Origin of the sequence: Anabaena sp. UHCC 0187, assembly GCF_009712035.1 — a bacterium.
Taxonomy (GTDB): domain Bacteria; phylum Cyanobacteriota; class Cyanobacteriia; order Cyanobacteriales; family Nostocaceae; genus Dolichospermum.
The window spans coordinates 657,495-684,034 of sequence record NZ_VILB01000013.1 but is presented as its reverse complement, the minus strand read 5'-3'; the positions used below and the strand labels follow the sequence as shown (position 1 = coordinate 684,034).

The window sequence follows — 26,540 nt, the reverse complement described above, 5'->3', positions numbered from 1 at the left end:
AACAAATTACAGCATTATTGGTAATGAAGTGGCAAATAGCCAGTTGTGAATGGCGAAGCCAAATCCCAGAGCGGAAAGACGTAGAGATGCTGTGTTTGCGTTTTGGAAAGTCAACCCTTAGTAACTTAAATTCACTTACTTGGTTTAATTATTTGAAACCTGCAAATTCGCTAGAACCCGGTCAACCTTGATCGGGTTTTTAGATGTTTATATTATTGAACATTATTAATACTCCATATCGCTGTAGAGACATATAGCCATATTTGTAAGTAGATCAACAAGAGCCGTACATAAGGGAACAGCTATAGGCAGTTCTTGTCCGATCACAAACAACTCTACAAGTTCCTCCCTTACGATATAATGGGTAACATGGTTGAGGTTTATACCCACAGTGCGACCATTGAAAATGAAAGATACGATTCTATTTTCCATTTGTTTGTCTAACTCTACGTGCAACTAAAGTGTTAAAAAACATTTTTCAAGTAACTGTTTAAACGATAAGTTTTATAAGATTGTTACTTTTGATAATACAAATTTATATTCATTTGATTGAACTGCAATCACGATAGTTAATAACTTTATCAAATTCCCTTGCAAACTTCATATTTACTTAACCAAATGGGCATCATGCCCAACTTAGTCAATAATAATATTTATGAGTTATTGTCTTAATCCCCATTGTTCCCACCCAGAAAACCCTAATGATCTTAAGTTTTGTCAAACTTGTGGGACAAAATTATTTCTCAAAGAACGTTATCGGGCAATTAAGCCCATTGGACAGGGTGGTTTTGGCAGAACCTTTCTTGCTGTAGATGAGGATAAACCCTCAAAGCCACCCTGTGTAATTAAGCAATTTTACCCCCAAGCTCAAGGGACAAATACGGTACAAAAGGCAGTAGAGTTATTTAATCAAGAGGCTGTACAGTTGGATGAATTGGGACAACATTCCCAAATTCCTGCACTTTTGGCATATTGTAACCAAGATGACAGACAGTATTTAGTTCAGGAGTTTATTGATGGACTAAATTTACACCAAGAACTAGGACAAAATGGAGCTTTCAATGAACCGCAGATTCGACAATTACTAAATGATTTATTGACAGTGCTGCAATTTTGTCATAGTAAACAAGTTATCCACCGAGATATTAAACCAGAAAATATAATTCGTCGCAACAGCGATCACAAATTAGTAATTGTTGATTTTGGAGCAGCCAAATCCGCCACAGGAACAGCCCTAAACCGCACGGGAACAAGTATAGGTAGTCCAGAGTATGTCGCCCCGGAACAAATGCGCGGGAAGGCACTTTTTGCCAGTGATATCTATAGTTTAGGGGTAACTTGTATTAATCTGTTAACAGAGCGATCGCCTTTCGACTCCTACGATACCCATAATGCAGCTTGGGTATGGGGACAATATCTGAAAACTCCTATTAGTCAAGAATTGAGTCGGGTGATTGACAAAATGGTCGAAAGTATCCCTAGTCATCGTTACCAAACAGTTGATGAAGTAATCAAAGATTTAAATTTTCCACAATTATCTGTAACCCCCACACAAATAACACCACCCAGTTCTCAACCTTCGGCTGTAGTCAAAACTTCCAGTCAAATAGACAGGGAATTACAAGAACTGAAAACTCAATTTACAGGTGGTAAACCTCAGCCTCAAAACCTTAATTCTCAATCACAATCTCCTAGCAATAATCCCATAGATAAAGAATTAGAAGAAATGAAAGCTAAATTTCTTGGTAATAGCTAAACAAATCTCTCGTTCCCTCGTTCCCTCGTTCCCAGGTTCTACCTGGGAATGCAGTTTAGAAGGCTCTGCCTTCTACTAGTATAAAAATAACTCTTAAGATGGGAGGTAGAACCTCTGCGAAGGCATTCCCAGTCAGAGACTGGGAACGAGATAAACGAAAATCATTTAATTTTTCTTGATTGTATTGGTATTTTGAGCAGCTTTTTTACCTAATAATTCCACAGCTTTGGCAAATTGAGGATCTTCAAGAGTCGCTAATTTATCCCGTCCACCTAACCATAACTCTTGGCGTTGGGCATCAGTTAATTCTACCTTCACATCTGGATCAATACCATGTTTATTAATATCTTTTCCGCTAGGAGTATGGTATTTAGCAATGGTTACAGCCAAACCAGAACCAGATTTTAAAGGTTGTACCGATTGGACTAAACCCTTACCAAAAGTTTGATTTCCTACCAAAGTTGCCCGTTTATTATCTTGTAATGCACCAGAAAGAATTTCACTAGCACTAGCTGAACCTTTATCTACTAATATCATCAAAGGTTTATCAGTCAAAGCCGAGCCATTGGCAACTTGTTTATCTTGTGTACCTTGACGGTCAATAGTAAAAACAATTGTGCCTTTATTCATCCACATTTGAGCAATTTCTATACTCGCGTATAACAGCCCCCCAGGATTACCCCGCAAATCTAAAACATATCCAGAAACCTTTTTAGCTTCTAATTTCTGAATAGCATTTTTCATTTCTTTACTGGCATTGGCGCTGAATTGATTCAGACGAATATAGCCAAGATTTCCCGCTGGAGTTTTCTTTTCTGAAAAGCGGACAGGATGAATTTCAATGCGCGCCCGTTGAATATTAAATTGTTTTTTCTGACCATTTCGCAGAATTGTCAGCTTCACTCTGCTGCCTGCTTCTCCGCGAATTAGGGCAACTGCATCATTAGTATCCATCCCTTTGGTGCTTTTGCCATCAATTTCGAGAATGATATCTTTAGCTAAAATCCCGGCTTTAAATGCTGGTGTATCTTCAATGGGAGCAATAACAACCAGTTGTTTAGTTTTCTCATCCTGACTAATAGTGATACCAATACCTGTCAGTTCACCAGAGGTATCAACCTGCATATTCTTGAATTCCTCTGGGTCCATAAACCGGGTGTAAGGATCTTCTAGCTTTTTCAGCATTTCCCGAATGGACTTATAAGCCGCTTTGTCATCAGTATAGGACTTGCTTAAATATTCCTTGCGAACAGCTTGCCAATCCACCTGATTAAAAGTGCCATCTACATATCGGTAGTAAATAACTTGCCAAACTTCATCTACTAAATCCTTGTGACTATCTTTAAATGAAGCTTTACCAATTGAGTGAATACCCAGACCAGTAACAGCGATTGTCGAAAGCGTTACTACCGTAGCACTCAAAACCAGTTTACTTTTTGTAATTACCATAATGACGGCTGTGTCAAAGGAAAAAATATATATCAAGTATGCTCAATCTAACACAGGGATTGGTAATGGGTAATGGGTAATGGGTAATTGGGAAGAATTTCTCCCACAGCCTCCCCATTTCCCTGTAAGTCCTATTTCCTGTCTTCAGTTCCTATTTCAGGTTCTACCCAACGTCCGTCGGCTTTAATGAGGTTAATTAATTCTTCTACACCTTGGGTTTCGGGGACTTTTTTAATTTCTTCCCGACCACGATATAAAGAAATGTAACCGGGAGTTTTACCAACATAGCCATAGTCAGCATCAGCCATTTCTCCGGGCCCGTTAACAATACAACCCATGACAGCGATATCTAAACCTGTTAAATGCTTGGTAGCCTCTCTAACTACGTGCAGCACTTCTTCGAGATTGAATAAAGTCCGTCCGCAAGAAGGACAAGCGACATACTCAACCATGGTTTTCCGCAAACCTAAAGCTTGGAGAATGCTGTAACAAACAGGAATTTCCTTTTCTGGAGCTTCTGTCAAAGACACACGGATTGTATCGCCAATGCCGTCAGCTAGTAGAGTAGCAATACCAGCAGTAGATTTGATTCTGCCATATTCACCGTCACCAGCTTCTGTTACGCCCAGATGTAGAGGATAGTCCATACCCAAATCATCCATGCGTTTAGCCATGAGCCGATATGCAGCCACCATGACAGGAACTCGTGAGGCTTTCATGGAAATTACCACATTGTGAAAATCCAAAGATTCACAAATACGAATGAATTCTACGGCAGATTCCACCATCCCTTCGGGGGTGTCACCGTATGTAAATAGCATTCTTTCGGCTAAAGAACCATGATTTACGCCGATTCGCATGGCTTTACCTTGATCACGCAAGGAAATTACCAAAGGTGCTAGGGTTTCGCGGATTTTCTCGCCAATTTCGTCAAATTCAGTTTTTGTATATTCGGTGCGGCTGGTATTCGGTTTTTCAAATACATATAATCCTGGATTAATTCGCACTTTTTCGATATGTTTGGCGACTTCCAAGGCGATTTTCATGCCATTGTGATGGACATCGGCCACAATTGGCACATCACGGTAGGTTTTGATTAATTTTTGTTTAATTTCCGCCAATGCTTTAGCGTGTCCCAGGCTGGGAACTGTGACGCGGACAATTTCACAGCCTATTTCATGGAGACGACGAATACCCGCCACAGAACCATCAATATCTAGGGTATCTTCATTAATCATTGACTGTACCACCACTGGGTATCCCCCTCCAATGGTGACATCTCCTACTTGTACAGCGCGGGTTTTGCGGCGTTTGATGGTGGTATCAAAGGCAGGTTGACTAGATGCAATGTTGGTAATTTCCAGAGTCGGCAGAGTTTGCATAATCTAAATAGGTAGATTTTCTGTAGCTAAAATATCAGATTGCCAGGGCTTATACTTCTCAGATTGCCACAATTGAGGGTATTTTAGGTGATAAATTGGAAAAGTAGATCAGAAAGAGTCCAGAGTTTTACAACTGACGACGAACAACTGAATAAGTTTTAAATTTTAACGGCCAATTTGCATTTACTAATTGATGCGTAAAACGATATGATATAAGACATCACTTCAGTCATCAAATAATGAACGCTTTATGAAAACAGAAACCGTTCGCACGACGTTAACCATTCCCAGAGAACTGCTAGAAGCTACAGATAAAGCGGTTATGGAAGGAAAGGCTAAAAATCGCAATGATTTTGTCGCTCAGGCTTTACGAAGAGAACTAGCCTCACAAAAGCGATCCGAAATTGATGCCGCATTGGCAGAAATGGCTAATGATCCAGATTATCAAGCAGAGGTCTTAAAACTGGAGTTGGAATTTGCGACGGCGCAGTGGGAGGCGTTGCAGTTAGGGGAATCGCCAAGATGAGAAGGGGTGAGGTTTATGATGCGCGTCTAGAAATGACTGAAGGCTCGGAGCAGGGAGGAACTCGCCCAGTGATAATTGTTAGTCGTGATGTGATTAATCTGTCCAGCCCAGTGGTTTTAGCAGTACCCTGTACCACCTATCAAGACGGCAAGCGAGTTTACCCTACTCAAGTTTTAATTTTATCACCAGATGGCGGACTGAAGAAAGACTCGATTGCAATGGCAGATCAGGTGCGGGTGTTATCTAAAACCCGCTTTTTGCGTTTAAGAGGGATACTTTCTGAGGTTGTGATGGCACATTTGGAGCAAGCATTATTAATTGCTTTAGATTTACCAGGGTAAATCGGAATCATGATCACACTTTCACCCGCAGAAAACTGACTAAATTTTTGAGGAACGATTGACTAATAGCTGGCTCAAGAGCTAGATCAGGTAATGCTTTGATGAAATTGGGTACAGGAGTAAATTGGGAGTTATCGGATTGGATAGAAGCAGTAACCAGAAAATTTTCTTCTACTAAACCGATGACAATTAAGCAAAAGGCAATTTGTTGGACAGTTTTTATGCTTATTCTCAGTTTAGTGGCAATGTCCTGTAAACAAACTTGTGAGTTAGCAAATTTCCATACTTGCAATTCTTGGGGATTAAGTAACTTCTGTTGATGTTTATCCATTAAAGTAGATAATCCTGAGGTCGGATCTGGAAGTTGATGTTCAAAAGCTTTCCAGTTTTTGAGCGCTCGCAAGCAAATCAATATTACTTCAATTCCAGACATACTCAAACCTGTCATTTCTCCCAATGGCAAAAATGGGATCGGCTCAAATTTAAAAAAACCATCCGTCACTTGCAATAAAGCCGATATTGGCCGCAATACTTGGCTATTAAATAGCAATTTCAGTTGTTCTGTTTGTAACAGTCCCTGAGATTTCAAACATAACCCCATAGGGGAGTCAATGAAACAGGGGGAAGTTTGAGTCACTTTAGACATATCACTGTGATTTATCCAACCGCGTTTAGCAATCATTAACATCAAACCTTGTTGATCTGAACGTTCTGATGCTGCAATTACACAACCTTGATGTAGCCAAATATAGTAGGATTTTTGGCTACTCTTTTCTAGTGTTTCATGTACAAATTCAATATAAAGTAGTCCTGTTTTCTTCCCTTGATCTAAAAATTGCAGCAGTTCTGGCAGGGAAAAATCGGCAAAATTCCCAGTTGTAGACATGATTAATCTCCTTAATAGCATAATTTAAACATTCGTTTCTATCTGCACCTTGATATCAAACTATGTTTGGTTTTGTGGGTGTAAGTTATCCTATTTCATATAAAATAGGCAGGAGAAAATAAGATAATTTAAGGATAATTTATATTTTTTACATAGTAATTTTTAATAATAAAAAAGTAGTATTTTGTACTATTTGATTTGTCAAATATTAACCTTTCTTGGCTTTTAAATATCACAAAGATATAACCCCAGATTTTAAAAATTTGATGGAGTAACATAAAACTTTATGCAGTTAATAAGATTACAGTTGTCCGATAGATCAGCAAGAATCCTGTTCCTAAACAAGTTCTTAAATGGCGTTTATGTAGTATAAATACGCAAGCATTAAGTTATTGCTACCTCGCATTCACTTAAGTCATTATGCTGAACTCAAGCTAAAAAGGATACAGTATAAATACTAAATTACTTATTTAAATTGATACAGGTATCCCATGAGGTATCTCGCTGATTGTCAGAAGCTGCCCAGGATGCGTTAAACTCTGTTAACGCACCACCTATATCATATTTATAGCCTAGCGATCGCTTCCGCAATTTTCCCAGAAACAAAAGGTAAAATTTCCCGACTCTTAGCTTGGGCTTTCCCTTCTGTGAATATCACTAACAGATAAGGACGTTGATCTGGTAATTCAATATAAGCGGCATCATGACGGACTGTGCTTGTCCAACCTGCTTTTGACCAGATTTGACTATTTTCCGGCAATCCACTGCCTAAGAAGCCTGTAACCTGGTCTTCTTCCCCATCTTCGGGTAACTCTTCTGGGTTAATGTTACGTTTGAGTAAATTCATCATAACTTGCGATCGCCCGCTAGACACCGCCACCCCACCCACGATACTATGTAACAATCTCGCAGTGGCATCGGTGGTTAACATATTCCGATTTTCAAACATCTCCCCATAAAACGCCTTTTCCCGTCCATAGGGACCATCACCCCAGGTTTTTTGACAGACATTAATCGCGTTTATTTCCTCCCAACCCAAGGACTGGTAATAGCGATTAATAATATTACGTTGATATTTCCAGGTTTCAAAAGGCCCAGGGGATAATTGTGGACCAGAAGTAGTCCCACTGATGATATCAACAATTAAACTGGTAGCATCATTACTAGAGTCAACAATCATATCAGTCAAAGCCCGGTTTAATTCTCCCGAATTGTGACTCATGCCTTTTTCTAGCCATTCCTGCACCACCACCAAATAAAACAATTTCACCACACTCGCAGGATAAATCCGTTCTCCTCCTCGATAGCTAAAACCCCGCACTGGGTGTTCCCAAAAAGCATTGGGAGTCAACGCACCACCTGTATTGACTGGTGCAGGAGGATCATAAACAACCCAAGTTAAAGCAATTTGATTTGCTGCTAAAGTCGGAAATTCTGCCCAAGTTGCCTCTAAAATTTGATTACCGATATTTTCTAGTTGTTGATCTTGATTAAAAAAAACCATTTGTAAATAATTTCCTTATGCTATTAGGAGTCTAGGTTCTGGCTTAATCCTATCATTACCTGTATAATTACTGAGGCAATGATGATGATTAGGCTAGTTCTGGGTAATTGATTATGACAATTGATTTAAAAAGATTTTATCAAGCTTGCAATCCTCACAAAATTTTTTCAATGATAGGAAATTGTCTGATAGCGCAGCGTGGCGTTAGCCATATCAGGATGTCCCGGATTTAAGGATTTTCAGGATGTGATTTTTGATGGGAAGTAGGGATTTTTAAAGAATAGGAAAATTAATCTAAACATTCACCTAAAAAAATGATAAAATTACCATCCTGTACATCCTCAAATCCTAGACATCCTGATATGGCTAACGCCACGCTTCGCTATCAGACAATATTACTTATGTCAATAAACTTACTAATTCCCCATTCCCCAACAACAGAATATCAATGTTTAACTAACCTAAATATCTATGATTCCCCTGAATGTGTCCGTTTATCCACCCAAGCCGCAACCGGACGACATTTAAAAATCACATCAAATCATCAAAATAAAGCAATAGAAGTTTGTTTATGTGAAGATGACTATCCAGGATGGTTATCACTTCAAGATTTGCAGTTTCTCCAACCCACAGAAACAATATATCAACCTCAATTCATCTCAACAGCAGAAATTCAACAACACATACCCGCAATTATCGCTTTTACTCAAGCAGCAAAACAACAAGATAATTATTACCTTTGGGGTGGCACAGTTGCACCAAATTATGATTGTTCCGGTTTAATGCAAGCAGCATTTAAATCTGTAGGTGTGTGGCTACCAAGAGATGCTTATCAACAAGAAGCTTTTACCCAATCAATTGAGATTACAGAATTACAACCAGGAGATTTAATCTTTTTTGGCACTCCTCAAAAAGCCACCCACGTAGGTTTATATTTAGGTGATAATTGCTATATCCACAGTTCAGGAAAAGAACAAGGACGCAACGGTATTGGCATTGACCAACTTTCGGAACAGGGAGACAGAGTTAGTCAGACTTATTATCAACAATTACGCGGTGCTGGTAGAGTTGTGAAAAGTTATGTTGGTAATGGGAGTCCCAAATAAAAAATATTGATGTTGCTAAATTCAGGTATAAAATTCTCTTGCCTTAACAGTCAAAACTCTTGACTTTGCGCCTTTGCCCCTTTGCGTCTCTGCGCGAAACCTTCATGAAAATGTAGTTCATTTACCCGAAAATCGCTGTAATATGCCCATGACCAATGATGAATCACCAATTTTAGATGTATCCGTAGTTGTCCCAATCAAAGATGAAGTAGAAAGTTTACCTTTATTACTAGAAGCTATTACTTCTACTCTCACAGCTAGTGAATTAAATTATGAAATTATTTTTGTAGATGATGGTTCTAGCGATGGTACAGCGGAATTTCTCAAAGCACAAGCCCAAACGCGCACTGATTTAAAAGCGGTAATTTTGCGCCGTAACTATGGACAAACTGCGGCTATGTCTGCGGGTTTTAATTATGCTACAGCTAAGGTAATTATTACCTTAGACGCTGATTTGCAAAATGACCCCGCTGATATTCCTATGTTATTAGCAAAGCTAGATGAGGGTTATGATTTAGTGAGTGGTTGGCGGCAAAATCGCCAAGATGGGGCATTAAATCGGTTGCTTCCTTCTAAAATTGCTAATTGGTTAATTCGTCGGGCTACTAGCGTCTATATTCATGATTATGGTTGTTCTCTGAAAGCTTATCGGGCTGAGTTGGTGGCAGATATGAATCTTTACGGGGAATTACACCGCTTTTTACCAGCTTTGGCATATATTGAAGGGGCAAGAATTACAGAAGTACCTGTACGTCATCATGCGCGGCGGTTTGGACAAAGTAAATACGGTATTTCCCGCACTTTTCGGGTATTGATGGATTTATTAACTATCCTGTTTATGAAAAAATTCCTCACCCGTCCCATGCACGTTTTTGGGCTGTTAGGCTTAATTTCTATGGTTTCTGGTGGGGGAATCGGCATATATTTAACTTTCGTCAAATTGGCTTTTCATGTAGATATTGGCAACCGTCCTTTGTTAATTTTGGCGGTATTGTTGTTAGTAACAGGAGTTCAACTATTTTGCTTCGGTCTTTTGGCAGAATTACTGATGCGGACTTATCATGAATCTCAAGGACGACCAATTTATCGAGTGCGGGAAGTTGTGGCAAAAAATGTTAAGTAACGTAACAATAGAGAAATAATACTTTTCGCATTATTGCATCTGCCGTGAAAGCCTTTGATACTTTTGACGCTAATCTGCGAAAAAACCTGCTGATGTTATTTGCAGCGGGTTTGTTTTTCTGGTCAGGTTTGGCATCATTATTGCCCACCTTACCCTTATATATTGAACATATTGGTGCTACTAAGCAAGAAATTGGCATTGTCATGGGTAGCTTTGCCATTGGAATGTTACTATTTAGACCGTCAATGGGAGCTTTAGCAGATATACGGGGTCGCAAAATAGTATTATTGATTGGAATGTCCGTGGCTGCGATCGCCCCTTTGGGATATTTATTTGTCAAATCAATTATTCCCTTGATGGTAATTCGTGCCTTTCATGGCATTAGTATTGCTGCCTTTGCTACAGCTTACATTGCCTTAGTCAGCGATTTAGCACCAGAACACCGTCGCGGTGAAGTCGTCGGTTACATGAGTTTGGTGAGTCCTTTGGGTGTGGGTATAGGTCCAGCTATCGGGGGATTTTTGCAAGCAACTGTTGGTTATACCCCATTATTTCTGTCATCTGCGGCTTTATGTTCTCTGGGTTTATTATGTATTATCCCCATTGTGAATCCACCTATTATCAAGAAACCAAATAACAGCAAAAATGACAACTTTTGGCAAATATTAAAAAGTCCTCGCGTGCGGATTCCAGCTATTGTTTTACTCCTAAGTGGTTTGACTTTAGGCAGTTTACATACTTTCATCTCCCTATTCATCAAATCAACGGGAGTTGATTTAAATCCAGGTTTCTTTTTCACCGCTGCGGCTGTTTCCAGTTTTAGTTGTAGATTATTTACTGGTAAAGCTTCAGATCAATACGGACGGGGTTTATTTGTCACCATGAGTTTGATAGCTTACACACTCTCTATCATCTGCATTTGGCAAGCAAATAATTCTTTTATGTTCCTATTAGGAGCATTCATGGAAGGCGCGGCTTCTGGTACACTTATTCCCATGATTTCTGTATTAATGACAGATAGGGCATTACCCCATGAACGGGGCAGAATTTTTGGTGCTTCTTTAATGGGATTTGATATTGGTTTAGCTATGGCTGGGCCCATTTTTGGTACATTTGCCGAAACCCTTGGTTATCGGAGTATGTTTGGTTTAACTACGGGGTTAACTGTCTTAGCAATGATAATTTTCCTGACCCAGTCTAGCCGCAGTATCTCCGAATCTATGCGTTTTGCCTTTGGACAGACTGAGGATGTTTATAAGCTGACTCCGTAAGTTGTTCAAACTGAAAATACTACCCGAAAACCGCACAGTCTTAAACCCCCGTCTGCTTCATTCCAGCTTCTACTAGCACTGCGACAAAGTTCCGCACTAAAATTCCATGCACCACCTCTTAATACCCGACGATGTTGATCACCACCATCTTCCCAGATACTACCATTTGTAGGTGCGCCATGATAGTTATTATGCCAAGGATCTGCACACCATTCCCACACTAAGCCGTGCATATCATATAAACCAAAAGCATTAGCAACTTCAAAATAACCAACATTAGTTGTCTCTTTCCGAAATCTACTTTTTGGTTCTACAGAATAGGTATCACTACCACTACAGTTAATTAAATCAGAAGTAATTGTTTCTCCAAAATGAAAAGAGGTAGTAGTTCCCCCACGACAAGCATACTCCCATTCTGCTTCACTGGGTAAACGATATTTTCTCCCAGTTTTCATGGATAATCTCGCACAAAATTCCACAGCTTCATACCAAGAAACATTTTCTACAGGCAGATTTGCACCTTTAAATTTTGATGGGTTAGGGTGCAATGATTGTTGAACTTGAGGTAAAGCTGCTACTGTTCTCCACTGCAATTGAGTAATGGGATATTTCCCCATAAAAAAAGGTGAAACTGTAACTTTATGTTGGGGACGTTCATCATCATCACCTTCACAACTCAAAGAACCCATGATAAAAGTTCCATCAGGAATTGATACCATTTCTAAAGTTGTATTTCTGCCTAATTCCTCGGCAAAATATTTGGTATTACGTCTATCACGGTTAACTTCTCTCCCGGAAGTATCTACGGTAATTACATAAAAATCAAAGTTGTACAAGAGAGGTAAGGGAACAGTATTTTTTGTGGGAGGTGGTGATATTAATGGTGGTTTGGGAAGAGAAGAAAATTTAATAGCAACGGGATATTTAGCAAAATTCAAATCATCCAAAACATCTATTGCTGACTGGTATCTATCACTAGCAAAATGTTGAAGTAGTTTATCTAATATTTGTTTTAATTCATCACTAATAGTAATGCCTTTGAGTCGTAAACGTTCTTGCCATAACCATTTAGCATTCATGGCATCATAAAGATGATCTTGAAGTTGTCCATAATCATCTTGTAATGGTAAGTCTTGAGTTAATAACCGTACACAAGTGACACCCAAAGCATACAAATCACTCGCTTGACAAGCAAACCCAGCCATTTGTTCTGTTGGTGCATAACCAAGGGTATAAATAGCCGTTGCCTGTCTAGCTAAACTGGTTTGAGTAACTTGTTTCGCACCACCAAAATCAATTAATACGGGTTTTTGATCACTATCCCGACGAATAATGTTTTCTGGTTTGATATCGCGGTGAATCACATTGTGTTTGTGAACAAAGTCTAGAATCGGTAATAAATCAGCTAAAAGTTGACGAACTTCCGCTTCATTATAAGCTTGATTTTGAACTTCTTCTAGAAGAGTTTTACCAATAATAAATTCCTGCACTAAATACAAACTAGAACCTTGTTCAAAGTAAGCCAAAAGTCGCGGAATTTGGGAATGATTTTCTCCCAAATCATACAATCTAAAAGCTTCTTCTTTGAAAAATTCTGCGGCTTTAGCACGTTGTCCAGTTCCTTGAACTTGGGGGAAAAACTGCTTAATTACGCAAGGTGCATTTAGTCTATCTACATCTTCAGCAGCGTAGGTTCTGCTAAATCCACCTTCACCTAGTAACCTCAAAACCCGGTAGCGGTTTCGCAGCATTTCTCCAAAGTTACTTTCGTGGCAACTCAGGCAAGATTTAGAGGTTTTCGGGTTGAAGGGGTTGGAACAATTGGGATTTTGGCAAATTTGCATGAACTTTGGGAAAATAGCATCTTGTCAAAATTCATCCCCAATATTATTAAGTTGTCAAAATGATATTTATTACTATATTTGTCTAAACTATGATTTATTTGATTTCAATGATTATTGTGATTAAAATTATAGGTAATCATAAAAAATCATCTTCATCACAAAAATCACAGTTTAGATGATTTATTTATAAATAACACTATTGACTTGGAAAAATCTGTAATGTTTGTTGCACACATTCTGGCTTTTTCCCTTCCTCTATGACTCTGTACTGAGTAGCTGCCCGATAATTGCCAGAAATATGTATCATTTTATAACTATCCTCACAACTTCCTCAAACTTTTGATTTAATCTAAAGGTAGATAGTATGGAACTATTCACAAGACAGGCAGATCAAAAAATACTGATATTAAGGATAACTTAGGGCTATGGATACTCTGGCATTTATGACGACAATGGAAAATAGATTTGGTTTCACTGCTGAAGATAAATCTATTTTAAAAGCCAATGCTGCCTGGGGTGAGGAGATTGCAGCGGAAATGGCGGAACATTTTTATGGATATCTAGGGCGTGATGCGGAAATGAATGGCATTCTTAATTCTACTGAAGGCAGAATGCAGCGGCTTAAAGATACATTCGTGAAATGGTTTGCGGAAATGTTTACAGGAATTGATGATTGGAGTGCTGTTTATGCCCAACGACGTTGGCAAATTGGGGTTGTTCATGTGAAGGTGGGAATTCAACCCCAGCATATTGTTCCAGGGATGTCCACTGTTATTCATGAAGTTGGAAAAAAGCTGAAAGCTGAGGGCAAACCAGAAGAATTAAAAGATGCTTTAGGGCGAATTTGTATGATTGATTTAGCTTTTATTGAACAGTCTTATGTAGATGTTTCAGCATCGGCAGTATTAAAAGAAACTGGTTGGTCATCCGCTTTATTAAAACGTTTAATTAGCACAGGTGCAGCATCAATAAATTAGGATAATACCAAAAAATAAATAAATTATCCAATCTTGTGGGATGGGCTTCTAGTCCGTCTCAGGGTAGACAAAAAGTCTACCCCATAATCAAGTGTCTAAATTTCGCAACTTAGTTCGCCGGCTTTTTTGGTAAAACGGCGGTTTTCCCGATAATCTACCCGACAATCTATGACTGCTGGAACATCTTGCGCGAGGGCTTCTTTGAGTAAGGGAACGAAATCTGCCACAGATTCAACTCGATAACCTTTTAATCCCATACTTTCGGCAAATTTGACAAAATCAGGATTACCAAAATGGACAAAAGATGAGTTACCAGCACCAAATTGATTTTCCTGTTTCCACTCAATTAAGCCATAGCCACCATCATTAAAAATCAAAGTCACAAATGGTGTTCCGACTCGCAAAGCTGTTTCTAATTCTTGGCAATTCATCATAAAACCACCGTCACCAGTGGCAGCGACAACTTTGCGATTTGGATAGACTAATTTTGCTGCTAATGCACCAGGAATAGCAATACCCATGGCGGCAAAACCATTGGAAATAATGCAAGTATTCGGACTATGACAATGATAATGTCTAGCAATCCACATTTTATGTGCGCCAACATCAGAAATCACAATATCATCTGGGCCCATAACTTGCCGCAAATCATAAATTAATTTTTGCGGTTTAATGGGAAATTCGTCATCTTTGGCGTATTCTTCGTAATCAGCGCGAATGTTAGAACGCAAGCTGATAGAATAGGGATTGGGTTTATTTTGTCTGTCTGCTAATTTTAAGATTTCATTCAGGGAATCAGAAATATCGCCAACAATTTCTACTTGGGGAATATAACTACTATCAATTTCCGAAGAAGTTGCTGCCACATGAATAATAGGAATTTTCCCTTCAGGATTCCATTTCTTGGGAGAAAATTCAATTAAATCATAGCCAATGGCTATCACTAAATCTGTATTATCAAAGCCGCAGGTAATAAAATCTCGTTGTTGTAATCCCACAGACCAAAGTGCTAAGGGATGAGTATAGGGAATCACACCTTTACCCATAAAAGTATTCACAACAGGAATATTCATTTGGGTAGCAAATTGCGTAACTGCATCACTAGCTTGGGCGCGAATTGCTCCATTTCCGACTAATATGATGGGATTAACGGCTTGGGAAATTGCCCCAGCAGCGGCGCGAATGCTGGCAAAGGAAGCATAGGTTTTTTCGCTATTATCCTTATTTAAAGGTTTGCCTTCTACGGGCATAGCGGCAATATTTTCTGGTAAGTCAATGTGAACTGCACCAGGTTTTTCTGTTTGCGATCGCTTGAAGGCTTTTCTCACAACTTCCGGTGTAATACTCGGTCTGACAATCTGTTTATTCCACTTAGTAACTGGCGCAAACATTGCCACTAAATCTAAATATTGATGGGATTCAATGTGCATTCTATCTGTTCCCACCTGACCAGTAATTGCTACTAATGGCGCACCATCTAAGTTAGCATCTGCCACCCCAGTCATTAAATTAGTTGCCCCAGGCCCCAGGGTAGAAAGACATACTCCCGCTTTTCCCGTTAACCTGCCATAAACATCAGCCATGAAGGCTGCACCCTGTTCATGACGGGTAGTAATAAACTGAATTGAGGATGTTTTTAAAGCTTCTAAAACGTGCAAATTTTCTTCACCAGGAAGTCCAAAAACATATTGAACTCCTTCATTTTCTAAACACTGTACTAACAATTCTGCGGTATTCATAAATTTTGTAATTGGTAATTGGTAATTGGTAATTGGTAATTGGGGATTGGGGATTGGGGATTGGTTAATTTTCTTCTTTTTTCTTTTTTCTTTTTTCTTTTTTCTTTCTTCTTTCTTCTTTCTTCTGACTCCTGACTCCTGACTCCTGACTCCTGACTCCTTACTTCACCCAAACAGTTTTCACATTGACAAATTCATGTAAACCTTGAATACTCAATTCTCGTCCGTAACCAGAACGCTTAATCCCTCCAAAAGGTAGACGGGGATCAGATTTGACCATGCTATTAATAAATACTGCACCCGCTTCAATTTCTTGAATTAGGCGATTTTGTTCTTCTGTATTGGTTGTCCAAGCACTTGCACCCAAACCAAAGGGACTATCATTGGCTAATTTAATTGCCGCTGCGATATCAGGAACTCGAAATAATAATGCTACAGGCCCAAAAAATTCTTCTTGGGCAATTGGTGTATCTACAGGAATATCTATGATAATTGTGGGCGGATAAAAGTTCCCCGACATTTCTGTTAAGGGATGTCCACCTGTGAGGACTTTACCCCCACTTTTAACGGCATTTTTAACTTGTTCGTCTAATTCTTGGAGAATATCAGGAGTTGCCAATGGTCCCAAATCTGTATCTGATGCCATTGGATTACCAATTTTCAGAGATTGAAATTTTGCTAATAGCAGTTTTTCAAATTGATCAGCAACAGCTTCAGCAATAATAAACCGTTTCGCAGCAATACAAGATTGCCCATTATTTAACATCCGTGCTGTAACTGCGGTACTAACTGCTGTTTCTAAATCAGCACTTTCTAAAACAATAAATGGGTCACTGCCCCCCAATTCTAAAACAGTTTTTTTGATTTGTTTCCCAGATGCAACAGCGAGGGATATCCCTGCGGGTTCACTACCTGTTAAAGTGGCAGCTTTGACTCGATCATCAGCCATTAAATCGGCAACTTGGGTAGCACCGATTAACAATGTTTGAAATACACCCGTAGGAAAGCCCGCACGGTTGATAATATCTTCAATTGCCAATGCACACTGTGGTACATTGGAAGCGTGTTTTAGTAATCCCACGTTGCCCGCCATGAGTGCTGGTGCAGCAAACCGGAAAACTTGCCAAAATGGAAAATTCCAAGGCATGACGGCGAGGATTACCCCTAAAGGCTGATATTTTACAAAACTATGACTAGCATCGGTTTTGATGGTGACATCAGCGAGAAAACTAGGAGCATTTTCTGCGTAATAGCGACAAACAAGGGCGCATTTTTCAACCTCAGCGATCGCAGCTTTTAATGGTTTACCCATTTCCAGCGTCATCAATTTCCCTAAATCTGCCTTTTCTTGGTCTAAAATGGTCGCGGCCTGTTCTAACCACTGCGATCGCTCTATAAAACTTGTCTGACGATATTCTGCAAAAGCCTGTCCTGCCACATCTAATTTAACAGCAATTTCTGCATTTTTAAGTGGCTCAAAAGTTTTGAGCATTTCCCCTGTAGTGGGATTAATGGTAGCTATAGCCATGATCTGACCTCCCATTAAAAAATAGCTTGAGGTAGCTTACTAGTGTTACACATATTCATCATAGAAGCTACCATAAAAATTGGATTGGGGACAAAATAATTTCAGCAGAATAGAGGAGTCATAAATACAATTACCTCGATTCTTTTTCACTTGTTACCCATGGTCTAGCACATCTAATCCTGATGGTTCATACATTTTGGTTTGATACAGCTTAACAGAACGATCAATTCCTTTAAAACGATAGTCGCCTATATCATAAAAATCTGATTTTTGTGACAACATATTGTAAGTAACTTCACTAATTACACATTCACCAGGAGAACAAATTCCTTCCATTCTGGCTGCTAAATTAATTGTTGCTCCCAAAGCAGTATAATCTACTCGTTGAGAACTACCAACATCACCAACAACAGCTTTACCGCTGTTAATAGCAATGCGTAGTTGTAAAGGTTCTTGCCAAAAATTATTGGCATTTAAATGTTGTAACCGAGTTAGCATTCCCTTGGCCGATGCAACTGCCCGATCTGCATGACCTGGATCTGGTTCAGGAGCGCCAAAAAAAGCCATAATACAGTCACCAATATATTTATCTAAAGTGCCACTATATAAAAACACTTCTTGCAACATTTCTTCAAATAAATTATTTAATAATTGAGCAATTTCCGTAGGAGTCAGTCGTTCCGAAATTGCCGTAAAACCTACTAAATCTGCAAACAAAATACTAATTTCATTTTCCGCAGGAGCTAAACGCCCATCGGGTGAACTACCCACAGATATTAATTGTTGGACAACTGCGGGAGAGTGATATCGTTCTAAGCGATGACGAATTACTTCTTCTGTTTTCAGCTTTTCTAATAATAACCACCGTTGCACACTAGAAGCCACAAGATTTGCTAAAGCCGAAAAAAAGCTCAGTTCTTCTTCACCTTCACTTTCCCAATGATATGAAGAAAGACTAGCATCAGCATAGAGAACGCCAATGACATTATGTTCATCCCATAATGGCACTGCCATGGCACTACGAATACCTTTAAATAAAATACTTTGCTCACTAGAAAATCGTTCATCAGATTGAGTATCAGCACTTTGAACAGCAACTTTTTCGGCAAATACTTTCTGACAAATACTCCGACTAATCCAACTACCATCTGTGGCTAAAGTTTCCTGATCAGAAACATCTCTCGTGGCTGAATTTATTAACTCTAAATTACCAGAATCATGAATTTGAACTAATAGTGCTAACCTATCAATACTATCAAGATAACGAAAAACAACTTGTTGTACTTGAGAGAAAATTTCCTCAATAGATGTGGCAGCACAAAGATTTTTAGCTATATCTACTAAGTCTTTCAGACGAGCAATAGTTTTGTCCTTATCATTGCTTTTACCATTAATACCACTAGCATCTATCCATTGCTTTTGTAGTTGCTCAACATTACGAAAAATTGTTCTTTGTGGATAATCATGTCCTTGGGTTGAAAATCCATCTTGATATTCATCTTCTTCAGATTTTACAAATTTGACTACTAATTTGATATTACCCAAACAAATCACATCGTTATTAGCTAATTCTTGGGTGTTAGTAATAATATATTGATTAACTTGTGTACCATTTTTACTGCCTAGATCCTCAATAGTCCACACACTCTCAGCAATTTTGACGATTCGCGCATGGTTGCGGGAAATTCCTCCAAAAGGTAATAATAAATTACATTCTGGCAACCGTCCGATAGTAAATATGTCTTTATCTACTGGAACTAATGTTTCGGTAGTTCCTTCTTGTTGGAGGATAAGCGTGAGTTGATTCATGAGTGTTATACATTCAGACTGGAAGCTAGGGGCGCAAAGCTACAAAATAGATAAAAAGGCTATGTTATGCCAAATCCTAGATTATCCGTATCCCTGGCGAATATAAAAGGAGACAAGAGACATTTGCAATTTCGCTTTTCCTGGGGAATAACAATGGTAATATTGAAAATCTGCACAGCGCGGATAAATGCGGATACAAATTAACGGTTAAATTTTTGGTAATTCTAAGGAGATATTCCCTAAAAATCCTTTGCGAAAATCAGTAATCATTTGTCTGGCTGCCCGTTCTACATCTCCTTTATAACGATGTTCTGCTAAAGCTTGTAAATATTCTTCTCCTGTATGGACGATGGAGTCAAGATCATACCGTGTAAGTAATGGGTGTGGTGGTAATGAATGAGAATGGGTTTCTTGGAGTTCATTCAGTATATCTACGAATGCTGCGGCTATGAGTTGATTATCATAAGCTGCTTCACCGATATCATCGCAAATAGCTAATTTGATGGCTGCGGCTTGGCTGTCTAGTCTAGCAGGGATAACACCAGGAGCATCTAATAATTGTAGCTGATCAGAAATTCTTACCCACCGCAGTTGACGGGTAACACCGGGACGGGCTGCGCTTTCTACGACTCGCTTGCCTATCAGACGGTTAATTAAAGCTGATTTACCGACATTGGGAAAACCAATGACGACAGCCCGCACAGGACGGGGTAACATTCCCCTGTCTGTGCGGCGTTGGTTAAGTTCTATGCCCGCTGCTTGGGCAGCTTTGGCAATGGCGGTAACACCTTGACCATGTTGAGCGTTGGTAAAATATGGAACTTCGCCTCGGTTTTTAAACCACTCTATCCAGCGCGATCGCACTTGTGGCAAAATCATATCTACTCGGTTGAGTACCAATATCCGTGTTTTCGTCCCCACCCATTCATTCATTTGTGGGTGATTTGTCGCTAAGGGAATGCGAGCGTCTCTTACTTCTAAAACCACATCTACCCGTTTTAGCTGTTCTTTCAGATTTTTTTCAGCTTTGGCGATGTGGCCGGGATACCATTGAATCAGATTTAATTTGTAGTTTTTAGTTATTGACATTTATTGTTTGTTAGTTGTTAGTTGTCAGTGGTAATAATATTTGCTTGTTCCCTGTTCCCTGTTCCCTCTTAATGAGATTGATGTAAAATTAAACGATTTCCGTCAGGATCGTAGGCGTAAATTTCTTGACCGTGGGAAGCTGTGGAAATTACTCCGGGTGGGGGATAACCTAAAGATGTCAAGTAAAATATAGCGGTTTCTAAATGATTCACTTCTAAACACAAACTGAGTGGACTTTGAGCATTAGCGTCAAATTCCGGTTTGTTTGCTTGTTTGGGTTGAAAAATACCTAATTTCAAACTAGTAATTTGAAACTCAGCATAAACATCAGGAATGAGTTTTTTTGGTTCTTGTTCTAGTAATTGAGTATAGAAACTAACTATATTGTCAAAATTGAATGTGGCTATGGTGAGGATTACACTATTATATTGCATATTTATTTTTACCATAGATTTACCATAGAAGCGGAGTTAATTCGCACTCATAAAACCTCGCGCTCAGTGGAAAACGAGCGTGTCTTTAGACCGAGAGGGAAATGACACTTCGATAAGCTCACTCAGCAAGTAGGAATTCTCTCCGTCCCCTACGCAAAAAAAGCCAATGAAACTTATACCTTTTGCCTTTGGCCTTGTAACCCTAGAACTAGGAAGTTCTGGAGGCTATTCCCGATGAATTGGCAAGCCCTGTCTGTCTTCCGGCAGGGTAGTTCACGAATAATACTGTGACATAAACTTATCAATAACAAGCCAAAGTGGCTCATCTAATTTTGATAATGCCCATTCGGCAATTTCTTGAGGTACACCACCATAAAAAGCTTCGGCGATACTACCTGTAATACAAGCTATGGTGTCACTATCACCACCAATAGATATAGCATTACGAATTGCGTCTTCAAAGTCTGTAGATTCTAAAAAAGCAATAATGGCTTGGGGAACGGAATCTGGACAAGATTTGCTGAATTCGTAGGTTGGTCTAATTTCGTTCAGGCTGGGCTTTAAGTTATAACCAAAGGAGTTCTGGACATAATGTCTAATACTGGATTTATCATGCCCTGTCCTTGCCAAAAATATGGCGGCTGCGGTTGCTTGTGCGCCTTTAATGCCTTCCGGATGGTTGTGGGTAACTTCGGCACTGCTTTGAGCTTCTTGTAATACAGTATTCAGGTCATCAAAGGCAGATCCTATGGGACTAACTCGCATGGCTGAACCGTTCCCCCAACTGTTGTATGGTTCGGTGCTGTTGGATTTTGCCCATTCTCGAAATTTATCACCATAACCAGCTTCGGGATATTCAGAGTAGTACAATTTAAAGTTTTCAGTATATTGCAGTTGGTCAATATACTTAGTGTTATCAGGAAATGTATCAGCATTGAGAATGACTTCTGCGACGGCTATGGTCAGCACTGTGTCGTCTGTGAAAGTGCATTCTTCATCAAACAAAGGAAAATCCTTGGTTTTGATATTGTTAAATTTGTAGATAGAGCCAATGATATCACCAGCGATCGCACCCAGCATAATTAATTATTAAATTAAATCAGTTTTTTCAACATATTACTGTTCTCTAGTCTTGCACAACTGTGAGCGATCGTTGACTTTTTTCTGATAAAATATTATCTTTTGAGTAATGTCTAGTAGTTGTTATGTAGCAGTTTAAGTACAGTAATCAGAAAAATCACAGATAATAGGATTTTAATTATATTCTTTTTTATATTTTAACCATCATGTTATTAAGCCCACTCAAACCATCTAAATCAAAAGCTTTTGATATACCATAATCGCCTATTTTTACAACCATTTCACCGTTGACATTGGTAATAAAAATATTATTTTTCCATAAATATTATAGTGGGGTTGTGCTTTTTTCTCAACGGATTTAGATCCCCGACTTCTAAATTAAATATTCATAAATTACAAGATTAATCAAAGAAGTCGAGGATCTTGTTATTAGGGCATAAGTTATTTATATGGGATTTTGGGAAAAAAGGACATTCTCAATTATTGAGGGTTTATTCTCATTATTATTGAGAATTTTATCAATAATGTAACGAGTTTTGGTAATTTCAGCTAGGGGGGTTGACAGTGTTTCGAGTTTTCGCTATGCTTATGATATGAGTGGAAAAGTGTGCGCCCATATATATAGAGTTTTTATTTATCAACATCATAATTTCCAAAATAAATCCCAGAAGCAGGGAAATAAGAAAATAAAATTTGTCCTCATAACCAAAATACCAAGATGTTATCTTGTATCTCAGAATGAAGATGCAATTACAGTAGATGTAGAACTGGGAAACATGGTTAAAATCACCAGATGAATAAGTAATTTCAATATCAGGAATAATGCACACAGACACGATATTCTACCAAATCTTCCTCACTTTCCATACCCTATTATTTGAAATTCTGGGAGAACCTATAGAAGATGCCAGAGATTATCAATTTACATCTGTGGAAGTGAAAGAAAAGGCATTTCGATTTGATGGAATTTTTATGGCAGATAGTCTAGAAAAACCCATCTATTTTGTAGAAGTGCAATTTCAACCAAAACCGGACTTTTACTGGGAATTAATCGCTGAAATCAATATCTATCTCAATCAATTTAAACCTGTACAAGATTGGCAGGGGGTAGCGTTATTTGCGAAACGGAGTTTAGATGTAGGAGAATTGACTGCTTATCAACAGGAATTGATTAATAGTGGGAGAATTAAACGAATTTATTTAGATGAATTACCACCAGGTTCAATTGGTATGGGGTTAATTGAGTTGATTGTCAGTAAGGAAGCACAAGCGCCGGAATTAGTTAAAACCCTCATGGCAAGAACTAAAACAGAAGTGGAGAATGACAGGGAAAAACAAGGTATTATAGAATTGTTGGAGACTGTTTTATTGTCCAAGTTTTCACAATTAAGCCGTCAGGAGATAGAAGCAATGTTTTTAGTGAGTGATATTAAGCAAACAAGAGTATATCAAGAAGCAAAGCAGGAAGGGAGAGAAGAAGGTAGGCAGAATGGTGAAATGATTTTGTTGATACGTCAGTTGTCAAAAAGATTTGGAAAATTGAAAGATATTTACATCGAAAATATCAACAGTTTGAATATAGAACAACTGGAAAAGCTAGGAGAAGCATTATTAGACTTTACAGATATTAATGATTTGGACACATGGTTAGAATCTGAGATAGACAAGTAGGTTTATTTAATTGTCTAAATCAGGATTTACAGGATTTTAGGATGTACAGGATGTTGTTGGATGATTTTTGGTGGAGGTTGGGGATTTTTTTTGTCTGAATCAGGATTTACAGGATTTGAGGATTTACAGGATGTTATTGGATGATTTTTGGTGGGGAGTTGGGGATTTTTCAGGATGTTTTTGAATGATTATTTTTGAATAATTTAAACTATCTAAAAATTACCATCCTGATTAATCCTTTAATCCTGTAAATCCTGATTCTGACAAATACAACTTTCATCACCAATAAACCATCTAAAAATTACCATCCTGTAAATCCTGATTCAGACAATCCACAACCCTATATATATGCACGGACAGATTTCCACTCCTAACATAAGTGTAAACCAAAATTTTCGCCTTGTCAAGTCTTGAAGTAAATTAAATTGTCCTCACCTGGGTGAGAAAAGAATTTAGAAAGGGCAAATATCGGATATGATTCTGGGATATCCTTAGATAGAAAGGATATTGGCGAAATTAAAGTAGAATGAAGCTGGCAGCAAGAGTAAGTCAGGTAACACCCTCCATCACCTTAGCCATCGCAGCTAAAGCTAAGGCTATGAAAGCCGAGGGTATAGATGTTTGTAGTTTTAGCGCGGGTGAACCGGATTTTGACACCCCAGCGCATATCAAAGCCGCAGCCGCAAAGGCTTTGGATGAAGGCAAAACCAAGTATGGCCCCGCCGCTGGAGAACCAAAATTACGGGAAGCGATCGCACACAAGCTAAAAAATGATAATGGTCTTAATTATAAGGCAGAGAATGTCCTTGTCACCAATGGCGGTAAGCATTCTCTCTACAATTTAATTGTGGCATTGATTGACCCAGGTGATGAGGTAATTATTCCCTCACCATATTGGTTAAGTTATCCCGAAATGGTAACTTTAGTTGGTGGTAAGTCAGTGATTGTGGAAACAGATGCTTCCACTGGATACAAAATCACCCCAGAACAGCTAAAAAAAGCTATTACCCCAAAAACTAAGTTATTTGTCCTTAACTCCCCTTCTAACCCCACAGGGATGGTATACACGCCAGGGGAAATTAAGGCTCTGGCGCAGGTAATAGTTGATGCAGGTATCTATGTTGTCTCTGATGAGATTTATGAAAAAATTCTCTATGATGGTGCAGAACATATCAGCATAGGTTCTTTAGGTGAGGAAATCTTTGCTCGCACCTTAATTAGTAACGGTTTCGCTAAAGGTTATTCCATGACCGGTTGGCGCTTGGGTTATTTAGCTGGACCCCTGGAAATTATCAAAGCAGCCAGCACCATCCAAGGACATAGTACATCAAATGTGTGTACTTTTGCTCAATATGGAGCGATCGCAGCTTTAGAAAGTTCCCAAGACTGTGTAGAGGAAATGCGTCAAGCTTTCGCTAAACGTCGTCAGGTAATGTTTGAAAGACTCAAAGCTATTCCGGGTTTGAGTACCGCTAAACCAGACGGTGCTTTTTACCTATTTCCTGATATCAGCAAAACCGGCTTGAAATCTCTGGAATTTTGTGATGCTTTATTAGCAGAACATCAAGTTGCACTTATTCCCGGTGTCGCTTTCGGTGCTGATAAAAACATTCGTCTTTCCTATGCTACGGATATGGCGACAATTGAAAAGGGAATGGATAGATTAGAGAAATTTGTCCGTTCTCGAATTTAATTGGTAATAGGTGATTGGTAATATTATTTACTTGTCTATTCCCTATTCAACAAACCCATCTCCTTTAAACCCTGATGAAGTCTTTGTGCTTCTTCAGGGTTGTTTAGTTCATGGAGAGAAATGGCATATTCAAAAGCTTCTAAACTACCGGGAACATCACCAATTTTCAACAGTACAACCCCTAAATTTTGATAAGCTTCTGCATAATCAGGATTTAAATTAATGGCGTTATTATAGGCATCAATAGCCTCAGCAAATAACCCCATTACTTTACATACCATCCCTAAATTATAATGTCCAGTCACGAAATTAGGATCAATTTTTATAGCCGTTTCATAAGCAGTTTTTGCTCCCGGAAAATCTCCCATATTTTTGAGTAAATTTCCTAAATTATTATATCCTCCTAATTTCAATAAAGGATAAATAGGCAATTTTACCGCAGCTTGATAATGAGCAATAGCTAGAGGTAAATCTTGTAAATTTGCATAACCAATACCCAAATGATAATGCAATTCATATAAAATATCATAATTTATATCTTCATCAACAGAAACTTCAATTTTCTGTGATTGCAAACATTTTAAGTTACTCAAAGGTTTTTTATCTTGATTAACTTGATTACCAATGATTTGATTTAATCCCCGATTTAATAACTCCATACCCGCATCAATTTTGCCCATTTGCATATACAAAGCCCCCAACTTACTACAAACATAAGTATCATAGGGATGATTGGCAAAAAACTCTTCCATTGCGGCTGCGGCTTTAGCAGATTTATTCTGTTCATTAATTACAGCTTTTTGATAACCAGTATGCAGAATTGCTACCCCTGGTAAATAACCAATTTGCCAATTTGGTTCTTGAGTTAAAATCGCCATCACACTATCATCAATTAAAGCATGATAAGGGCGATCAAAATAGATATCTGGATGATTACGAAATAGTCGAGAAACGAGAGAATAAGGTGATTGTGTAGAACCGACTTCTTGACGCACGAGATTAATCACAAGATATTCTTCTTTGTGAATAACTGATTTGAGTAAGGGAATAATTTCTGGTGTCAAAGTTTCATCAGCATCTAAAACTAAAATCCAATCACCTGTAACATATTTTAAAGCCTCATTTCGAGCCGCACTAAAGTTATTATTCCAGGCAAAATAATGCACCTTAGCCCCAAATTGTGCAGCAATTTGAGGCGTTTTATCAGTTGAACCCGTATCGAGAACTACAATTTCATCAACAAAATTTTTAACACTTCCTAAGCACTTTGGCAAGGTAGTTTCTTCATTTTTCACAATCATGCACAGGCTAATTTTCATCTGGTAAAACTAT

General features: G+C 38.6%; 21 protein-coding genes. 9 read left to right on the top strand and 12 right to left on the bottom strand.

All coding sequences use genetic code 11. The features are described 5' to 3' along the window. Positions 1-655: 655 nt before the first annotated feature. Positions 656-1,756, top strand: a complete 1,101-nt coding sequence (locus tag FJR11_RS16025; RefSeq protein ID WP_168505374.1) for a serine/threonine-protein kinase — start codon at positions 656-658, stop codon at positions 1,754-1,756. Between the two features lie 165 nt (positions 1,757-1,921). Here the strand turns inward: FJR11_RS16025 and ctpC are convergent, their stop codons facing one another. Together ctpC and ispG are read right to left on the bottom strand one after the other, a co-directional pair. After that, positions 1,922-3,205 carry a carboxyl-terminal processing protease CtpC gene (gene ctpC / locus FJR11_RS16020; protein WP_168505372.1) on the bottom strand — a complete coding sequence of 428 codons (1,284 nt, stop codon included), beginning with the start codon at positions 3,203-3,205 and terminating at the stop codon, positions 1,922-1,924. Between the two features lie 131 nt (positions 3,206-3,336). Then, positions 3,337-4,587 carry a (E)-4-hydroxy-3-methylbut-2-enyl-diphosphate synthase gene (gene ispG / locus FJR11_RS16015; RefSeq protein WP_168505370.1) on the bottom strand — a complete coding sequence of 417 codons (1,251 nt, stop codon included), beginning with the start codon at positions 4,585-4,587 and terminating at the stop codon, positions 3,337-3,339. Positions 4,588-4,837: 250 nt separating this feature from the next. On the opposite strand from ispG, the gene FJR11_RS16010 reads away from it, so the two are divergent. Then, positions 4,838-5,113, top strand: coding sequence for a ribbon-helix-helix domain-containing protein (locus tag FJR11_RS16010; protein ID WP_168505368.1), 276 nt, complete (start codon positions 4,838-4,840; stop codon positions 5,111-5,113). Continuing rightward, on the top strand, positions 5,110-5,454 hold the full coding sequence (locus FJR11_RS16005; protein WP_168505366.1) for a type II toxin-antitoxin system PemK/MazF family toxin: 345 nt from the start codon (positions 5,110-5,112) through the stop codon (positions 5,452-5,454). Before FJR11_RS16010 ends, FJR11_RS16005 begins: the two co-directional genes overlap by 4 nt. A gap of 13 nt (positions 5,455-5,467) precedes the next feature. Here the strand turns inward: FJR11_RS16005 and FJR11_RS16000 are convergent, their stop codons facing one another. Together FJR11_RS16000 and FJR11_RS15995 are read right to left on the bottom strand one after the other, a co-directional pair. Then, positions 5,468-6,340 carry a DUF4388 domain-containing protein gene (locus FJR11_RS16000; RefSeq protein ID WP_168505364.1) on the bottom strand — a complete coding sequence of 291 codons (873 nt, stop codon included), beginning with the start codon at positions 6,338-6,340 and terminating at the stop codon, positions 5,468-5,470. A 565-nt stretch (positions 6,341-6,905) separates the two neighbouring features. Next, on the bottom strand, positions 6,906-7,844 hold the full coding sequence (locus tag FJR11_RS15995; protein WP_168505362.1) for a serine hydrolase: 939 nt from the start codon (positions 7,842-7,844) through the stop codon (positions 6,906-6,908). A gap of 401 nt (positions 7,845-8,245) precedes the next feature. On the opposite strand from FJR11_RS15995, the gene FJR11_RS15990 reads away from it, so the two are divergent. From FJR11_RS15990 to FJR11_RS15980, 3 genes are all read left to right on the top strand, one after another. Continuing rightward, complete coding sequence (locus FJR11_RS15990; RefSeq protein WP_168505360.1) at positions 8,246-8,950, top strand: C40 family peptidase; 705 nt, start codon at positions 8,246-8,248, stop codon at positions 8,948-8,950. Positions 8,951-9,098: 148 nt separating this feature from the next. Then, complete coding sequence (locus FJR11_RS15985; RefSeq protein WP_174763062.1) at positions 9,099-10,073, top strand: glycosyltransferase family 2 protein; 975 nt, start codon at positions 9,099-9,101, stop codon at positions 10,071-10,073. A 44-nt stretch (positions 10,074-10,117) separates the two neighbouring features. Continuing rightward, a complete protein-coding gene (locus FJR11_RS15980) occupies positions 10,118-11,344 on the top strand; it encodes an MFS transporter (RefSeq protein ID WP_168505356.1) in 1,227 nt (408 codons plus the stop codon). Between the two features lie 5 nt (positions 11,345-11,349). On the opposite strand, the gene FJR11_RS15975 is transcribed toward FJR11_RS15980, so the two are convergent. Then, on the bottom strand, positions 11,350-13,188 hold the full coding sequence (locus FJR11_RS15975) for a bifunctional serine/threonine-protein kinase/formylglycine-generating enzyme family protein (RefSeq protein ID WP_168505354.1): 1,839 nt from the start codon (positions 13,186-13,188) through the stop codon (positions 11,350-11,352). Positions 13,189-13,613: 425 nt separating this feature from the next. On the opposite strand from FJR11_RS15975, the gene FJR11_RS15970 reads away from it, so the two are divergent. Then, positions 13,614-14,165: a protoglobin domain-containing protein gene (locus FJR11_RS15970; protein ID WP_168505352.1), complete on the top strand. Its 552-nt coding sequence runs from the start codon at positions 13,614-13,616 to the stop codon at positions 14,163-14,165. Between the two features lie 95 nt (positions 14,166-14,260). On the opposite strand, the gene FJR11_RS15965 is transcribed toward FJR11_RS15970, so the two are convergent. The 6 genes from FJR11_RS15965 to FJR11_RS15940 form a co-directional block, all read right to left on the bottom strand. Then, positions 14,261-15,904 carry an acetolactate synthase large subunit gene (locus tag FJR11_RS15965; RefSeq protein ID WP_168505350.1) on the bottom strand — a complete coding sequence of 548 codons (1,644 nt, stop codon included), beginning with the start codon at positions 15,902-15,904 and terminating at the stop codon, positions 14,261-14,263. Positions 15,905-16,064: 160 nt separating this feature from the next. Further along, positions 16,065-17,432 carry an NAD-dependent succinate-semialdehyde dehydrogenase gene (locus FJR11_RS15960; protein ID WP_168505348.1) on the bottom strand — a complete coding sequence of 456 codons (1,368 nt, stop codon included), beginning with the start codon at positions 17,430-17,432 and terminating at the stop codon, positions 16,065-16,067. Positions 17,433-17,585: 153 nt separating this feature from the next. Continuing rightward, positions 17,586-19,241, bottom strand: coding sequence for an adenylate/guanylate cyclase domain-containing protein (locus FJR11_RS15955; protein WP_168505346.1), 1,656 nt, complete (start codon positions 19,239-19,241; stop codon positions 17,586-17,588). 207 nt (positions 19,242-19,448) lie between these two features. Next, complete coding sequence (gene ylqF / locus FJR11_RS15950) at positions 19,449-20,330, bottom strand: ribosome biogenesis GTPase YlqF (RefSeq protein ID WP_168505344.1); 882 nt, start codon at positions 20,328-20,330, stop codon at positions 19,449-19,451. Positions 20,331-20,398: 68 nt separating this feature from the next. After that, positions 20,399-20,764: a VOC family protein gene (locus FJR11_RS15945; protein WP_168505342.1), complete on the bottom strand. Its 366-nt coding sequence runs from the start codon at positions 20,762-20,764 to the stop codon at positions 20,399-20,401. 273 nt (positions 20,765-21,037) lie between these two features. Further along, entirely contained in the window at positions 21,038-21,844 is an 807-nt protein-coding gene (locus FJR11_RS15940; RefSeq protein WP_168505340.1) for an ADP-ribosylglycohydrolase family protein, read from the bottom strand. Between the two features lie 822 nt (positions 21,845-22,666). Here FJR11_RS15940 and FJR11_RS15935 point away from each other — a divergent pair. Continuing rightward, positions 22,667-23,515 carry an Rpn family recombination-promoting nuclease/putative transposase gene (locus FJR11_RS15935; RefSeq protein ID WP_168505338.1) on the top strand — a complete coding sequence of 283 codons (849 nt, stop codon included), beginning with the start codon at positions 22,667-22,669 and terminating at the stop codon, positions 23,513-23,515. Positions 23,516-24,041: 526 nt separating this feature from the next. Further along, complete coding sequence (locus FJR11_RS15930; protein WP_168505336.1) at positions 24,042-25,208, top strand: pyridoxal phosphate-dependent aminotransferase; 1,167 nt, start codon at positions 24,042-24,044, stop codon at positions 25,206-25,208. A 35-nt stretch (positions 25,209-25,243) separates the two neighbouring features. Here FJR11_RS15930 and FJR11_RS15925 read toward each other — a convergent pair whose 3' ends face one another. Then, the gene (locus FJR11_RS15925) at positions 25,244-26,527 is read right to left on the bottom strand and encodes a glycosyltransferase (RefSeq protein WP_168505334.1); all 1,284 of its coding nucleotides are present in this window, start codon (positions 26,525-26,527) and stop codon (positions 25,244-25,246) included. Positions 26,528-26,540: the final 13 nt, after the last annotated feature.